11 protein-coding genes are annotated in these 17,359 nt (G+C 35.7%); 4 read left to right on the top strand and 7 right to left on the bottom strand.

Translation table 11 applies throughout. The features are described 5' to 3' along the window. The 4 genes from NG806_RS02900 to NG806_RS02885 all read right to left on the bottom strand — a co-directional run bounded on the left by NG806_RS02900 (nucleotide 1) and on the right by NG806_RS02885 (nucleotide 6,459). Entirely contained in the window at nucleotides 1–804 is an 804-nt protein-coding gene (locus tag NG806_RS02900; RefSeq protein ID WP_261511895.1) for a lacto-N-biose phosphorylase central domain-containing protein, read from the bottom strand. A 50-nt stretch (nucleotides 805–854) separates the two neighbouring features. Beyond that, nucleotides 855–3,632, bottom strand: coding sequence for a glycosyl hydrolase (locus NG806_RS02895; RefSeq protein ID WP_261511894.1), 2,778 nt, complete (start codon nucleotides 3,630–3,632; stop codon nucleotides 855–857). Nucleotides 3,633–3,647: 15 nt separating this feature from the next. Next, nucleotides 3,648–4,979, bottom strand: coding sequence for a rhamnogalacturonan acetylesterase (locus NG806_RS02890; protein WP_261511893.1), 1,332 nt, complete (start codon nucleotides 4,977–4,979; stop codon nucleotides 3,648–3,650). 100 nt (nucleotides 4,980–5,079) lie between these two features. Continuing rightward, on the bottom strand, nucleotides 5,080–6,459 hold the full coding sequence (locus tag NG806_RS02885; RefSeq protein WP_261511892.1) for a rhamnogalacturonidase: 1,380 nt from the start codon (nucleotides 6,457–6,459) through the stop codon (nucleotides 5,080–5,082). Nucleotides 6,460–6,995: 536 nt separating this feature from the next. On the opposite strand from NG806_RS02885, the gene NG806_RS02880 reads away from it, so the two are divergent. The 4 genes from NG806_RS02880 to NG806_RS02865 all read left to right on the top strand — a co-directional run bounded on the left by NG806_RS02880 (nucleotide 6,996) and on the right by NG806_RS02865 (nucleotide 12,576). Next, complete coding sequence (locus NG806_RS02880; protein ID WP_214825851.1) at nucleotides 6,996–8,483, top strand: xylulokinase; 1,488 nt, start codon at nucleotides 6,996–6,998, stop codon at nucleotides 8,481–8,483. A gap of 75 nt (nucleotides 8,484–8,558) precedes the next feature. Continuing rightward, complete coding sequence (gene xylA / locus NG806_RS02875) at nucleotides 8,559–9,887, top strand: xylose isomerase (RefSeq protein ID WP_261511891.1); 1,329 nt, start codon at nucleotides 8,559–8,561, stop codon at nucleotides 9,885–9,887. Between the two features lie 17 nt (nucleotides 9,888–9,904). Then, on the top strand, nucleotides 9,905–11,326 hold the full coding sequence (xylE, locus tag NG806_RS02870) for a D-xylose transporter XylE (protein WP_261511890.1): 1,422 nt from the start codon (nucleotides 9,905–9,907) through the stop codon (nucleotides 11,324–11,326). Nucleotides 11,327–11,547: 221 nt separating this feature from the next. Further along, nucleotides 11,548–12,576 carry a LacI family DNA-binding transcriptional regulator gene (locus NG806_RS02865; protein ID WP_214825857.1) on the top strand — a complete coding sequence of 343 codons (1,029 nt, stop codon included), beginning with the start codon at nucleotides 11,548–11,550 and terminating at the stop codon, nucleotides 12,574–12,576. An 87-nt stretch (nucleotides 12,577–12,663) separates the two neighbouring features. Here NG806_RS02865 and NG806_RS02860 read toward each other — a convergent pair whose 3' ends face one another. From NG806_RS02860 to NG806_RS02850, 3 genes are read right to left on the bottom strand one after another with little or no spacing between them, the layout of a single operon-like run. Next, nucleotides 12,664–14,277 (bottom strand): UxaA family hydrolase, encoded by a 1,614-nt coding sequence (locus NG806_RS02860; protein ID WP_261511889.1) that lies wholly within the window; start codon nucleotides 14,275–14,277, stop codon nucleotides 12,664–12,666. A 6-nt stretch (nucleotides 14,278–14,283) separates the two neighbouring features. Further along, nucleotides 14,284–15,750 carry a tagaturonate reductase gene (locus NG806_RS02855; protein ID WP_315941753.1) on the bottom strand — a complete coding sequence of 489 codons (1,467 nt, stop codon included), beginning with the start codon at nucleotides 15,748–15,750 and terminating at the stop codon, nucleotides 14,284–14,286. Then, a complete protein-coding gene (locus NG806_RS02850; RefSeq protein ID WP_261511888.1) occupies nucleotides 15,750–17,279 on the bottom strand; it encodes an MFS transporter in 1,530 nt (509 codons plus the stop codon). The genes NG806_RS02855 and NG806_RS02850 overlap by 1 nt, the downstream gene beginning before the upstream one ends. Nucleotides 17,280–17,359: the final 80 nt, after the last annotated feature.

The following is a 17,359-nucleotide window of genomic DNA, read 5'->3' as shown; positions in this document are numbered from 1 at the left end:
TTATTTACTTTGTTTGATCAGCCATTTCACAAACTCTTCAGCTCCCTGGAAATTGGTGAAATCGGCAGGTAATTTTTTACCGTCCGTATATTCGTTGTAACACCACGGATCTCCCAGAGCGAAAACGGTTCCTTTTCCAAACTTCGCAATGGCTGCAATGTTTTTACCTTCCGCAGATAATAAAGTTTTTGCAGGCTCTTTTACAGTGATTGAACTCACTTCTTTCATGTATAATTTTTGTGCAGAAAAAACTTCATTTCCCTCTCGAACATGTACTGCACCCTGTTCAAATTCTTTCCCTTGAACTCTATTGTAGCTATCGTCATTAAAATGAATCCCAAACTCTCCCGCCAGCTGGTTAAAGTGTTCAAATTCAGAATTGCCATGATCATTACTTAACAAAACCAATACCCCACCTGCTTTTACCCATTTTACCACATTTTTAATGGTCGTAGGATCTATTAAATTGGCCTTTCCTTCAAAAGCTTCTTTGTCAATATCTGCATCTACAATAATGTAAATATCTGCGTTTTTCAGGTCTGCCTGTGTAGGAGCATTTTTAAGAGAACTGATTGATGCACCCTGTTTTATAAAGATTTCTCCTAATAATGAAAACCCACCATTGGTCTTATCATTCCACGTGTAATGCCAGGATTCTATTTCCTTCGTTTCTTTGTTTTCTTTTTTTTCATTGTTGAAAAAATTATCTAAAACTACTTTTGGTTTTTTCTGTGAATACGAAAATCCGAATGTCAACATGAAGGTTCCAACTGCTAATGACTTTACTATTTTATGTTTACTCATAACTTTTATTTTTACAATATTTGTTAAGCTTCGATGTTATTTTTAAATTTTTATTTTGAATATATGATTGGAATCAATTGAATCTGCCCATCCAAACCAGAGGGTTGAACCTTCCAACCGGAGGCATCAAAGGATTTGTAATCAATATTTACAAAGTTAATCTCATGGTAGTTACGCCACTGTATTTTTTTCTGATCCATATACCGTATTCTATTGGCCATCAGATTACAAACTTCAATTTGAATGGTATTTGTACCCTTTTTTAAATATTTACCAATGCTGATTTCAAAAGGGATGCTCCAGACAATACCGGCATCTTGGCCATTTACAATCACTTTCGCACTTTCATAGAGTTTATCCAGTTTTAAGACATAATCATCTGCATTCTTTTTCCTCAGATCCAGTGAAGTAGTGTACACACCTGTTCCCGAAAAACTTTGTGTTGCAGGATCTTCTGAAAAGCTGGTCCATGGTTGAGGTTTCTTTAGTTGTCGTGATTTGGGAAGTTCGGGACCACCTTCTTTAAAGGTTAACTGCCAGGGTTGATCTAAAATAATCGGAGTCCCTGTCTTTTCAGTATAATTCCATTTCTGTACGGATGAATCAATAGTTTTACTACTTTTCAGAATTAAAGACTGTCCTGATTTCAACTGAATTCTTGCAGAATTATTCTGTATTTGTGCCATTCCGAAATCTCCGTTTTCCGGATTCATAATAATGGTCTGCTTTCCTGTATAATTTATGGGAAGAAATTGATTGATTTCTTTTGAAGTATGATTAACAATATAGTAGTATTTTCCACCCTCAAACTGTCTTCTTACAAATTTCAATCCCGTTTCTGTTAGTTTTTCTCTTTCTATTTTCAGATATTCAAGCGCTTTTGAAACATCGGAACTCAAAATAATCTTTCCTTTTCCAAATTCTGCCGTTTTTAGATTTTCACCCCGATTATTAAATAGAATTTGAGACCACAAAGATTTTAAAAGGTTTCTTCTTTTTTCAACCTCAAAGTAACCCGGAATATCTTTTGGTTCATTCTGAAAAATAACTGAAGCACCATTTCTCGCTAATTCCAGAATATTATTCAACGTTGTTTCTGGTAAATACGTTAATTCGGGAACGATCAAAACCTGATAGGAAGATCCTTCTTTTGCAATTTGAATTTTATTATTGTAGGATTTTGCTTCACCAATCATTTTATCCGAGGTCATGTCAAAAGAATATCCCATTTTATCTAGTTTGGTTAGATCTTCATAAAACGGAGTTGGCTGCAGCCATTTTTCAACGTTATGAACTTTAAAGGCAACATCTTTCCCTTTTGCTGATGCCCAAGAATCATAAACCGGCCAATATATCAGCAATTCATTATCAGATTTCCCGCTCTGCAAAATACTTTGAGAACGCATAACAAAGGAATTGAGGCCACTTATATGAGGCCATAAACTATTTTCTGGAACAAAATTAACCGAAGCATAAAATAACCACCCTGGAAAAGGGACATCAGCAGGCGTATAGGTTGTACCATGATAAAAAACATGATTGATCCCAGATAAAAAAACCTGCTCAACTTCTGGTTTGGCCTGCGACCAGGAAGTTTTAAAATGTTCAGTAAGCCAGGTAAAAGTTTCATTTGAAATCAATTGCTTCCCTTTAGCATTGGCCGCCGATGAGGCAAACTTCAACATATTTATATCCGGATGATCTGCTTTTTGCACATCCAGGCTGTCTCTTCGTAAACCCGGAATATCAAAAACAGTACTTCCGAATGTTTCTGATTCCGGAATATCTACTGCTGCATACAGATCCAGTAAGTTTCCGGGTGAACCGTGCGCCTGATTTGTATTTTTAGAGTTCTTGGAATGCGCCCAGCTTGTAAACTGATCAGTAAAATTGTATAATATCAATTCACTAAGGGTTTCTCTATAATCTGATTTTACCCTTCTCGTAGTCCTGTTTTCCTCATCGTTGATCAGATATTTGATGTAAGGACTAATATCATATCCCCTTCTTTTTAAAAATTCATTCTTAAAGTCAGGGGTCCAGTCTGCATTATAGACCTCATAGCTATCATTAAAAAAAGAACGGACGCCATAATTGGAATTGCCAAATGCCTTATCAAATGTTTTAAAATAATCAACCGTTGCAGCACCTGAAAAATGGTTTAATGTAAATCCTTCCCCTCCGGGAGCGGCCCTTTTTACCTTCTGAAGTGTTTTACCAGTAAAAACTGCATATATTGTCCATTTCCCGGAGTCCGGTTTCCAATTGAGAACACCGTCATTTGTAACTTTATCTGTTAAGACAACCGCCTCATTTTTTTCGTTGTACGCCGTTACAATATCTAATTTTACAGTCTGTAAGTTTTTAAGTTTTTCGTCTTTAAGGAATATCTTTTCGGCTAATTTTTCACCTGATAAAAGTGCATACTTCTGAACGATCATTTTTGTGGCCGCATCCTCTTCATTTACCTGAGGTCCACCTATCGGCCACCCGGTTCCGACAGCCATATCAACACCCATCTGTAAGCTTTTTGCTTTATTCACAGTAAACTGCAGCATCTTCATCCATTCCGGACTGAGATAAGATATATATCGATTTTCAAATCCTTTTGCCCCGTAAATAGGAACGACTTCCACGCCTCCAAAACCAGCGTTACTGAGCGTTGTCAATTGCTTATCCAATCCTTTTTCATCAACTGCATTTCCCATCCACCACCACCGTGTCCATGGTTTAGCAGTATTCGTCATTTCCGGCCACGGATTTTGTGCAGAAAGATTTCCAAACGCCAAACAAAATACACTTAACTTGATAATAGATTGAATATTCATTTTCCCATTCTTTATTTAGTTTCCATCGGGTTTCAAGGCTTCCATAAAAATACTTTCAGGCCAATGGAACTTTTCAGCATCATCAGGTTTTTCCGGATCAAAATTCCGGTAATTTTTTGAAATAAATTGCTGCAAAGGCAAGTTTTGTTCAGTAATACTTTTTACAACACATTTTGCCAATTCATAAGCGCCATAAGTATTGAAATGAGTATCATCAGACAAAGCTTCTGCCTGACTGGGATAAGAGTTTGCCGGATAGTAAACAAATGCTTTTTTAGAGAGCTCAGGTCCCATGGCTTCGAACAGTGTTTTACTCATTGCATTTAAATCGATTAAAAAAACATTTTCTTCTTTTGCTACTTCCCGCATTGCGGAAGGATAATCACCGAGTGTATTGACAATTTTTTTGTTTCCATCAAAAACATGACGATTTACTGAAGTTACCAAAACCGGAATAGCTTCTAATTGCCGGGCTTTATGAATCCATTCTTTTAATTTTTCTTTATACCCGGAATTTGCTTCCAGATGGCTGTTTCCCGGCTTTTGATCATTATGTCCAAACTCAATAAACAGATAATCCCCAGGTTTTATCCTGTTCCAGATTTTATCAATACGGTGACGGCCTTCAAATGCTTTCAGCGTTTCTCCACTTTCCGCATAGTTAGCCACAACAACCTGATGCGGAATTAAAAAATAAGGAAACATCTGTCCCCATGATGCCCAAGGTTCATATAGCTGATCTACTACCGTAGAATCTCCTGTGAGATAAATCGTTTTTGCGACTTTATTGGGTTGGATTACTACAGCACAAACTTTTGGAGCTTTATCATTAAATTCGATAGTCAGCAAATTATCCCAGTGTAAATATTTTTTTTCTCTCGGTTTTAATTTCACAATCCCAATCTCATTTCCATTTTGATTACGGATGATACTGTCTTTAACATGGACGGTTATTAATTTTTCTACAACATCACCAGCTTTTGTTTTCACGTCATCCAATAGTAAACGGCGATTCTCTACGCGTACTGTTGTTTCAGAACTTCCTTTACTATCCCCCAATGTCAATTGTATGTCATAATTCCCTTCAGATAATATAACTGAAAAATAAAAAGGTCGGTCACTTGTGATAAAATCTCCTTTCAAAGCATTTCCTCCTCTGTCAACTGATTTTATATTGGAAATATCCATAAATCCATAACCTGTCTTTCTGTCAAATTTAGAATGTTCTGTGATGGGAATAAAACCGTCCTGCGTTCTGCTTCCTCCAAAATCAAATTTGAAAGTAGTTTGTTGTGCAGAAATAGATGAACAGATAAATACTGTCATAATGATTATCCAATTTTTCATAATCAATCGGTTAAAATATTCACATTCCATCATAAACTGATGATTGTCCAAAACGGTTCCCTATGTAATTTCGATCACTCTGTACTGTCAGAAGAAAGCTTTATTTCCGAGCTTCATCAGAATCGTCCTTTTTATCATACAGTTTGTCAGGTGACTCTACTTTTGCTACGTTTACTTTTATTTTCTTTAAATTTTTAATGAAGTTTAGTTTTTCCAGATCGGGCTTCATTGCTTTTATGGTAAGATTTTCGAATGTGAAGTCTGATAATTGATACTGATCGGACGGATCTACCGAAAAAGCAGTTTCACAACTTATATTTATATTTTTCAGAAGAATGTTATGGGCATGTGACATTTTTGGCCCTACCTCACCTTTTAGATCAAAAAACTGATTCCAGGGTTTTACGTATAGAAAAGTTTTAACATTTCCTGTTATATTTTCGACGGTAATATATTCGTAATGCTGTGGTGTATCAGGTCGCATTTTAAGATGCAGGAGTCTGGAGGCATCTTTCACCTTAGAATTTCGTAAAACAATATTATAATTATGAATAGATTCGCTGCCACAAGTAAGCACGCTGTGACAAAATCCAAAACTGTTATCTTCAATGATGATGTTTCTGTTTTCACCATTTTGAGCATCTTTATCGGCATTCGGACCTTTTCCTCCTTTCAGAGCTATAGCATCGTCATTCACGGATAGGTAACAGTTTTTAATTAAAAAATTCTTGCATGCATCAATATCAACGGCATCTGTACTTGGTGCTTTTACAGGTTCTTTCGGAGCCAAAATCGTTAAATGCAGAAGTTTCACAAATTCACATTTATAATAATGGGTACTCCAGAAAGGAGAATTTTTTACGGTAATATCTTCAATCTGAATATTTTTTGAATTTGATATATAGATGATACGGGGTCTCATTTCATCCATATTCGTACACTTAGGATTCCACTCCCGTCTTTTCCAAAATGCTTTCCAAAACCTTAGTCCATTTCCATTTAGAGTTCCTATACCTGAAATGGTAAAACCATCCAATCCGTCTGCATTAATAAGGGCTGGAAAGTAATTGACAGTCTGTCCCTCCATCCTGGTTTTCATTACCGGATAATTGCTTATATCATCACTCCCTTTTAAGACAGCCCCTTTCTCTAGATGCAAATGGGTACCTTGTTTAAAAAAGATAGAACTTATCAGGAATGTTCCCTTAGGCACTATAATGACACCACCGCCACTTTTAGCAGCCTGGTCAATAATGGCTTGGATCTTCTTTGTCTGAAGAATGGTACTGTCATTCACAACTCCAAAATCTGTAAGGATATATTTTTTACCTAATGTATTAATGTCCGTAGGTTTGTTTTCTTTAAACCATTCCGGAATCCGGGTTCCATCCGGGAACAGATCCTGACTTTTTACTCCCGATGAAGAGAAAAGCATTATCAACAGAAACCAATAAAAAACTGATGTATTTTGAAATTTCATAATTTATTCTTTCTTGCTATATAATTTTTGATTTTTATAGCTATTAACAAAAATATATTCGTTTTAGTGTAATGAAACCGGGTTCTGCAACCCATTTGATTGATAATATAGAACCTCAACATTAATTTCCTCTTAAATCAATTCCTCTTCTTCAGTAAGACAGTAACAAAACTATCCTGAATTTCATCTTCATAAAAATATACATTTTAGGAGCTTACGGTATCCTGCTCTTTCATGTTAACTCATCTTATAATTTTAATTCTTTTTATAATCTCTGTTTATTTCAAACAAAAAAAACAAATTTATGCAATCGATTGCTCAAATTCAACTTTACGAATCAATTTTGGGAGCAATATAGAATAAATTTATCAGTCATGCTTATAGAAAATCCATGTTTATAATAAGAGATTAAATCCGTAAATAACTGATATTGAAGCACTCAAATATCCGAAACCATATAATTTATTAAATTTTCAAAAATAAATCAAATATTGTATAAAATTACTATTTTTAAATCCCTACAATTATTAACTACAATGAAATTTATAGGATATGATGTCGGAAGCTCATCAATAAAAGCTTCTATCGTAGATAACAAAGGTAGATTAATTGCTCATGCCAAATATCCGGAAAATGAGATGTCTATTGATTCACCAAAAATTGGTTGGGCAGAACAAAATCCTGAAGAATGGTGGCAGAATTTACGGATACTGACTCAAAAGATAATTGCAGAGAGCCATATCGACAAAAATGAAATCAAAGGCATTGGAATTTCGTACCAGATGCATGGCCTCGTATTGGTGGATAATAACAGGAAGGTTCTCCGGCCCTCTATAATCTGGTGCGACAGTCGTGCAGTTGAAGTTGGTGATTCCGTTTTTCAGGAAATTGGTAAAGAAATATGTATGAAAGAATTACTAAATTCTCCTGGAAATTTTACCGCTTCAAAGTTAAAGTGGGTACAGGAAAATGAGCCTGAAGTCTATGAAAAAATCTGGAAATTTATGCTTCCGGGAGATTTTATCGCTCTTAAATTAAGTGGAGAGGCCACCACTTCCATCACCGGGCTTTCCGAAAGCATTCTTTGGGACTTTGAGAGAAATGAAGTTTCCAAAACAATGCTTACTCACTTAGGCATTGATCAATCGCTGGTTTCTGATGTAGTTGAAAACTTCAAAATACAGTGTACTGTTTCGCAGCAAGGTGCTGAGGAAAGTGGCTTACCTGTAGGAATTCCTATTTTTTACCGTGCAGGAGATCAACCCAATAATGCATTAGCACTTAATGTGATGAATCCAGGCGAGATAGCTGCTACAGGAGGAACATCCGGAGTTGTATATGGTGTTACAGACACAATACAATCCAACGAACCCGTGCGTGTCAATAATTTTGCGCATATCAATCACACCAAAGAAACCCCAAGAATTGGAAAAATGCTTTGTTTAAACGGTGCAGGTATTCAATATAGCTGGCTTCGCCACCAGGTGGATCAGAAAAGACATTCTTATCATGATCTGAATGCAATTGCCTCTGAAATTCCTATAGGATCAGATGGAATTATTGTACTCCCTTTTGGGAATGGTGCCGAAAGGGTGTTAAATAATAGGGATATCGGTGCATCTGTTTTTAATCTCAATTTTAACCGTCATAAAAGTGAGCACTTATTCAGAGCAGGTTTGGAAGGTATCGCTTATTCTTTTGTGTATGGAACAAATATTCTATTATCGGATGGGTTGCAAAATGGAATTATTAAAGCTGGTGGGGATAATTTATTCCGTTCATCCTTATTTACACAGTCGATTTCTTCGTTACTGAATACTGAAATCAGGATTATTGATTCTACAGGGTCTACTGGTGCAGCCAGAGCTGCTGCTATGGGAGCTGGAGCATTTGATAGTTTTGATGATATACTTAGTAATAAAGATATTTTAAAAAGCTATTATCCTGAGCACATCTATTATGATCAATATAAAGAAAGCTATGAAAGATGGAAAACAAAATTATTACAAATTTTAAATAATTAATTAAATTCTTGATTTATTTAATGCAATCGATTGCATTAAATGAATACAATAAATTTTAAACTAAAAAACAGATCAATGGCAATTACAACAGGCAACAAAGAGTATTTTAAAGGAATCGGAAAAATCCAGTTTGAAGGAAAGGAATCTGATAATCCCCTGGCATTTAAATATTATAATGAAAACAAAGTAGTTCGTGGAAAGACCATGAAAGAATATTTCAAATTTGCTACAGCTTATTGGCATACATTCTGTGCCACAGGAGGAGATCCTTTTGGTGTGGGAACGCAACATTTTGACTGGCTCACAGCATCAGATGCAAAACAAAGAGCTGTCGAAAAAATGGATGCAGCCTTCGAATTTTTCACAAAATTAGGTGTTCCTTACTACTGTTTCCATGATTATGATTTAATTGATGAGGCAGGAAATTTCAAAGAGTCAACAAAAAGATTAGAATTTATAACAGATTATGCCAAAGAAAAGCAATCAGCTTCAGGGGTAAAATTATTATGGGGAACTTCGAACTGTTTTTCTAACCCCAGATTCATGAATGGTGCTGCAACAAATCCTTCTTTTGATGTGTTAGCCTACGCTGGAGGACAGGTAAAAAATGCTTTGGATGCAACTATTAAATTAAGTGGTGAAAATTACGTTTTTTGGGGTGGTCGCGAAGGCTATATGTCATTATTGAATACCAATATGAAACGTGAGCAGGAGCATATGGCAAAATTTTTACATATGGCAAAAGATTATGCTCGTTCCCAAGGATTTAAAGGAACATTTTTCATCGAACCCAAACCAATGGAACCTACAAAACACCAATATGATTTTGATGCAGCAACATGTTTAAATTTCCTTCGTCAATATGATCTGTTGGCTGACTTTAAACTGAATATTGAAGTGAACCATGCTACTTTAGCACAACATACATTCGAACATGAGCTGCAGGTTGCTGCAGATAACAATGTACTGGGAAGCATTGACGCCAATCGCGGAGATTATCAGAACGGCTGGGATACAGACCAATTTCCTGTTGATTTATATGAAATGACTCAGGCGATGTTGGTGATCATACAGGCTGGAGGTCTTCAGGGGGGAGGTGTAAATTTCGATGCTAAGATCAGAAGAAATTCTACGGATCTGGAAGATATTTTCATCGCTCATATCAGTGGAATGGACAATTTTGCAAGAGCTTTTATGGCAGCCGATACTATTTTAGAAAAATCAAAGTATTCCGAAATCAGAAAAAATAGATATTCATCATTCGATGGCGGTAAAGGGAAAGATTTTGAAGAAGGAAAATTATCACTTGCCGATCTGGCTTCACATGCTGAAGGACTTGGAGAAGTAGGCAGAGAAAGTGGTAAACAGGAATATCTGGAGAGCTTGATTAATCAATATTTATAATTAAAACTAATGAAATTATGCAAATAATAGATTCCGGTCCGCAATATTCTTCAGGATCTAAGGCGGAAATCAATATGGTGTATGTTACTATGCTTACACTAGTAGCCACTTTGGGCGGGCTTTTGTTTGGTTATGATACGGCAGTGATTTCAGGAGCAGAAAAATCAATACAAGAACATTTAGTTACTCCTCTGGGATTAAGCTCATTGGCACATGGAGCCACCATTTCCAGTGCTTTAATCGGATGTATAATCGGAGGAGCAATTTCAGGACTTATCTCCACACGGTTAGGCAGGAAGAAAGCTTTAATGCTTGCTGCATTTCTGTTTTTTATAAGTGCTTTGGGAGCTGCCTATCCAGAGTTTTTATTCTTTAAGAAAGGAGAAACTTCGATGGGTGTTTTATTGGCTTTCAATCTTTACAGAATTATAGGTGGGATTGGAGTCGGTCTTGCTTCAGCAGTATGTCCAATGTATATTGGGGAAATTGCACCAGCTGAAATTCGTGGAAGACTGGTTTCTTTAAATCAGTTTGCCATCATTTTCGGAATGCTTGTTGTGTATTTTGTCAATTGGGGAATTGCTGACGGGAAAAGTATTGAATGGATCAACCAGATCGGTTGGAGATATATGTTTTTATCACTAACCATCCCGGCTGCCTTATTTGGAATTTTATTATTTCTTGTTCCGGAAACGCCACGCTATCTCACTTTTATCAATAAAGACGAGGAGGCACTTAAAATTTTAACAAAAATAAACGGCCAGGAACGTGGAAAAGAAATATTTTCGGAAATAAAAGGGACTGTTGCAGAACATAAAAGTGACATTTTTTCTTTTGGAAAAACAGTAATCATTATTGGAATTTTACTTTCCGTTTTTCAGCAGTTTGTAGGGATTAATGTAGCTCTTTATTATGCACCCCGTATTTTCGAAAGCATGGGTGTTCATAAGGATGCCTCTATGCTGCAGACTGTAGTGATGGGACTGGTGAATGTAGTTTTTACAGTTATTGCAATTTTTACCGTCGATCAATGGGGAAGAAAACCTCTTCTCATTATTGGATCAGTAGGTATGGCCATAGGCATGTTTGCGATTGCTATTTTTTCCTATTTCCATATCATTGGTATTGCCACTTTGATATTTATCATTGTTTATACTGCTTCTTTTATGATGTCGTGGGGGCCGATATGCTGGGTTCTGATTTCTGAGATTTTTCCGAATAAAATAAGGGGAAGTGCAATAGCTATTGCCGTAGCGGCACAATGGGCAGCTAACTATCTTATTTCATCTACCTATCCTTTTATGATGGAGTTCAGCGGAGCTTTTACTTATGGATTTTATGGAGTAATGAGTGTTCTTTCTCTTCTTTTCGTTTGGAAATGGGTCCCGGAAACCAAGAGTAAATCGCTAGAAGAAATAGAGAAAATATGGCAAAAATAAACTTTGCTAGACATTTTTTTAATTACAATTTTCTACTTCTTTGTTTTTAACAAAATTATTATAATATGATTATTTAATCCATGATAGTCTATGGAATAGTTTAATTTTATTTTAAGTATAAAATACATTTTATTTCCTAGTGATTAGACATAATTTGATTAAATTTACGTCAACGATGTATATCATTTTGATATAGAAAAAACAGCAGAAAAAAAACATTTATGAATAAAAAAAGTGCCACAATATATGACATTTCAAAGAAGCTTAATGTGAGTGTGGCTACTGTTTCCAGAGCACTTAATGATCATCCGAGAATCAGCCAGGCAACAAAAGATTTGGTAAAGAAAACCGCTAAAGAAATGAATTATAAGCAGAATAATCTTGCCAAAGCTCTTAAAAGCGGAGAAACAAAAAACGTAGGGATTATTGTTCCTTATATCAATACTAATTTTTTCTCATCTGTAATTCGCGGCATTGAAGAAGAACTTTCTCCACATGGTTACCATGTAATCATCTGTCAGAGTCATGAAGATGTTACTATTGAAAAAAGACATCTCAATACTTTATTGAATGCCCAGGTAGATGGAATATTTATGTCTGTTTCAAAAACAACCATTAATACGGAGCATATTCAGAGTATTTTAGATACCAGCAATACGCCGATTATATTCTTTGACAGGAAAAAAGATATTCCGGGAATAAGTACGGTAACAATTGATGACTACCGTGGTGGTTATATGGCGACAGAACATCTGATCAAAGAAGGATATAAAAATATTTGTCATTTTGCCGGAGATCTTAACCTTGAGATCTATCAAAACCGTCTTAACGGTTATAAACAGGCATTAATTGACCATAAGTTCCAAATAAAAGAAGATAATATCATTTCTACCGGAAGTGCAATTGATGCAGGAATTGATGCTATTAAAAAACTATGGGACAAAAAGTCGGTTCCAGATGCTATCTTTTCTTCCAGTGACTTTGCTGCATTGGGAGCCTGTCAGGAATTAAAAAAACGCAAAATAAAAATTCCTGAAGAAGTTGCGGTTATAGGATTTTCTAATGAGCCCTTTACTCAGTTTATGGAGCTTCCAATGAGTTCCGTAGACCAAACTCCACTCATAATGGGAAAAATGGCAGGACAGGTATTTATTGAAAGTGTAAAAGAAAATGGATCAGGTGTTTCCATAGAAAAAAAGGTGGTTTTAGCACCTCAGCTCTATATCAGAAAATCTTCTAAAAGGAAATAGCTTTAAAGCCTCTATTTTCCCCAAAATAACAAAAGAGTTCAATACTATATTGAACTCTTTTGTTATCTATTATTTACAATTAAAATTTTATAAAGAAACTCCCCTTCTCCAGGGAATAAAATCATTCTGATTTAAAATAGCAGCTTTTGTTTTTACTTCACCACTGGCTACTTCAATTATAAATTCTAATAATTCTTCAGCTTTTTCATCAATTGTTTTTTCACCGGTAATTATGTCTCCGGTGTTAAAGTCGATGATATCGGGCATCCTTTCAGAAAGTGATGTATTGGAAGAAATTTTAACAACAGGTACAACAGGGTTTCCAGTAGGCGTTCCGAGACCTGTAGTAAATAAAACCATATTTGAACCGGATCCCACAAGTGCTGTGGTACATTCTACATCATTTCCGGGAGTACATAATAAATTCAGCCCCGGTTTTTCAATATACTCTGTGAAATCAAGAACATCCTGAATCGGAGATGAACCTCCTTTTTTAGCTGCTCCTGCTGATTTCATAGCATCTGTTATCAATCCATCTTTAATATTTCCAGGTGAAGGATTCATATCAAAGCCTGATCCTGCAGCAACAACTGATTTTTCAAAATCCTGCATTAATGTTAAAAATCTTTCAGCATCTTTTTCATTCACACAACGGTTAACCAGCTCCTGCTCTACTCCACACAGTTCGGGAAATTCGGAAAGAATGGTGGAACCACCGATTCCGGCCATTAAATCTGATAATTGTCCTAAAACCGGATTCGCGGAAATCCCTGAGAAACCATCTGAGCCGCCACATTCCAATCCCAGAACAAGTTTTGAAAGAGGTGCGGGCAACCTTTGGATTTCATTGGCCTGTTTTATTGCTTCATAAGAATCTTTGATGATACCATTCAGCATTTCATCTATAGTTCCTGATTTTTGTTGTTCGTAAACAATAATAGGCTTTTTGTTATCCGGACTTATTTTTTCTAAAGCTTCTTTAAATAGATCAACCTGTAAATTCTGGCACCCAAGACTCAAAACGGTAGCTCCGGCTACGTTCGGATTTTTAACATAGCCTGCCAATAGTCGCCCCAAAGCTTCTGCATCCTGACGAATACCACCACAACCACCCTGATGGGTGATAAATTTAACATCAATATTTTTAAAAATCCGCGAGTCCTTTTCATCTTCAATAGCAGTTTCAGTTTCAGAGTTATTCACCAATGATCTTAATAATAACTGATGCTTTGTTACTTTTTCAAACAAAAGCTCTTTTTCAAAAACTTCCTTTAAGATTTCGATATTTCTGTTTTCACAAAAAACCAGTGGAAAGAAAAGCCATACATTAGATGTTCCAACCTGTCCGTCTTCTCTATGATAACCATTGAATGTTTTGTCTTTCCATTTTTCAATATCCGGAACGGTCCATGGAGTTATTTCCGTTTTCCCTTCAACTTTTGCACTTTGATGTTTTACATTTTCCGTAGTGATAACTTCACCTTTCTGAATAGGAAGGTTGGCTTTTCCCACAAGAACACCATACATAATGATCGCATCTCCAATTGCAAGATCTTCGGTCACGAATTTATGTTTTGCCTTTGTATTTTTTACAATATCATAAGTAAGATTACCCAAAGTAACAGTTTCCCCCTCTGTTAAATCTACCAACGCCACTGCTACATTATCCACGGGATTTACTTTCAGTACTTTCTTTTGCATAATTTCTTAAGAATTAAATTTGATAAAGTTTTTATAAGCAGTTTCAATATCATTATGATCGATTTCCCATAATGCTTTTGCTACCGCTGATTTTAAACCCTGAACTTTAGTAAGATCAATATCCCAGAAATGAGTTTCACTAAGTGCCAATTCAGCAACTATCTCATAATCTTCATTTTTCCAGATTTCTTTGAATCTGTTTATAATGAATTCCTCATCGTTCAACGGCAGTGTTTTTTCACCATAACTTCCCTGATAGAATCTGATTAAACTCGCTAAAGAAAAAATTAGGTTCAACGGTAATCTGCTATTGATCTCAAAATATTTTAAGATACTCGGAACAATTCTCACTTTAAATTTAGAAACAAAATATAAAGCGATACTTGCCTGATAATGCTTGATGAAAGGATTTCTGAACCGGTCGAAAACCTCTTCTGCAAATTCTTTCAATTCAATTTCATCTAACCCTAAAGTAGGATTAACTTCATTTGATATAGTTTTGGTTAAAAATCTGCCTATAAACTCATCATCTATAGATTCTTTTACCGTCTCCTTGCCAGATAAAATAGCTGGAGCTAACATCAAACTGTGGCCTCCGTTCAGTATCCTGACTTTTCTTAAACGGTATGGCTGGATATCATCTACCACCAATATCTGTTCGTCAATTTTATCAAAAGGAATTCTCTCCTTCAAATTTCCAGCATCCTGGATCACCCAAAGCAAAAATATTTCTGAGACCACCATCATCTGATCTTCATAATCCAATTGACTTTCGTAAGTTTCTAAATCATCCTTTGGATATCCTGGAACAATTCGGTCCACCAATGTATTGTGAAAATAATTATTTTGTTCAATCCATTTTATAAAACCTTCTCCTAAATTCCATAGATCAGCATACTTTAAAACAATTTTTTTTAAAGCAAATGCATTATCTTCAATCAGTTCGCAAGGAATAATCCGAAGTCCTTTTTCTGTATCTCCATTGAAATATTTAAATCTTTCATGAAGTAAAACGGTTAATTTTGCGGGAAAATTCTTGTGTGGTCCTTGATAACCGGTTTCCGATTCATCATATGTGATTCCTGTCTCTGTTGTATTTGAAAAAATAAATTCTAATTCTTCTTCTTTTGCCAGTGCTAAGAATTCATCATAATTTGTATAAGGATTGATTGATTTTTGAATCGCCGAAACCACCTGTTTGGTATCAATAATTTTTCCTTTTTTTACTCCTCTTGAGAAAAGTGTATATAAATTACCCTGTTCTTCCAGTTTATGAACAGCCCCCCCCACTGTGGGCTGAACATTTACTATTCCAGCATTAAAACCTTTCTCTTTATTTAACTTATCAATTACGTAATCTGTAAATCCCCGCATGAAATTTCCACCTCCAAACTGTACAATTTTTATAGGAAGTTTTTCTTGAGAATCCAGCAATTCACGGTTTAATTTTTGTTTTAACTGTCTTTCCATCATTATTTACTTATTACTTTATATTTAGGAACCAATGCTTTCATTACACTCCATGCAATCAGATAAGCTACTGCACATACTGAAAAAATAATCATATATCCTTTATCTATTCCGTCTGATACAATGGCTCCTGACTTTTCCAACTGTTCAAAAAAACCTTCCGGTAAACGTTGATTGACGTATTCCGGATATAGTTCCAGTAATGGAGTTCCATTAATGGTTGTCCATGCCTTATGAGCATGATCGAACAGTACCCCAGAAGATTTATTAATTAAAAATGAACCAATACCACCTGCCATTCCACCTATTCCGGTAATTGTAGCAATGGCTTTTTTGGGAAACATATCGCCTACTGTCGAGAAGATATTTGCTGACCAGGCCTGATGAGCCGCACCTGCTATCCCGATAATCACAACCGGAATCCAATAGGTTATAGAGCCCAGAGGTTGAGCAAAAAGCGCCAGCAGAGGGAAAAATGCAAAAATTAGCATGGCTTTCATTCTTCCTGTGTAAGCATTCATCCCTCTTTTTTCCACGAAATATTTAGGAAGCCACCCGCCAATAATTGAAAACAGTGTAATCATGTATAATACAAACAGGGGCAATGCACTTTGGGTACTGTCCATTTTATAGACAGAGCTTAGATAAGCAGGTGTCCAAAATAAGAAGAACCACCAGATTCCGTCAGTCATAAATTTTCCGAAAGCAAATGCCCAGGTTTGTCTATAACTGAAACATTCTTTAAAAGAAAATATCTTTTCAGGAATATTTGAATCCACATTGGATTCATCATCCTGATCCTGCTGGATATACACTAGTTCATGTTCATTAACCTTATGATGCTCATGGGGTTTTTTATAATAGAATATCCACAATCCCATCCATAAAAAACCTAAAGCTCCGATGATAATAAATGCCCACTCCCAGCCCATCGATTTTGCTATAAAAGGAATAGTAATGGGTGCAGCTAAAGCTCCCACTGTCGCTCCTGCATTGAATATACTTGTCGCTAAAGCCCTGTCTTTTTTAGGAAAATATTCTGCCGTTGTTTTAATTGCCGCTGGAAAATTTCCTGCTTCTCCAACTGCTAATACAAAACGTGCAAAAATAAATAAGGTTACGCTGGTACTGATTACAGTTGAGACATTATCTACTGTTCCTATAATTTCTTTAGATTCTCTAAATCCTACGAACCAGCTTCCGGTAAGAATACCGGATGTGGCAATCCCACAAAATGCATGTAAACAAGCACCTACAGACCAAATAGCAATTGCCCAAAGGAAGCCTTTTTTCGTATCCATCCAATCAACAAATTTTCCTGCAAAAAGCATACTTCCTGCATAGAAAATGGAGAATAATGCGGTGATATTTCCGTAATCATTATTGTTCCAATGAAATTCCGGAGCGATAAAATCTTTCCAAGTTAATGATAATACCTGCCTATCCATATAATTAATGGTAGTGGCAATGAACAATAAAAAACATATTGTCCATCTAAAACCAGTAGGTTTAGAGGATACTTCTTTTTTCATATCAATCTTTAATAGTATTGATTTTTTATTAATTTTAAAAACAAAATGGGTATAAAATACCCTTCCAAGCTATTTTTAAC

This window comes from Chryseobacterium paludis (genome assembly GCF_025403485.1).
Taxonomy (GTDB): Bacteria; Bacteroidota; Bacteroidia; order Flavobacteriales; family Weeksellaceae; genus Chryseobacterium; species Chryseobacterium paludis.
The sequence above is the reverse complement of the archived record's forward strand: the minus strand, read 5'-3'. Positions and strand labels throughout refer to the sequence as shown.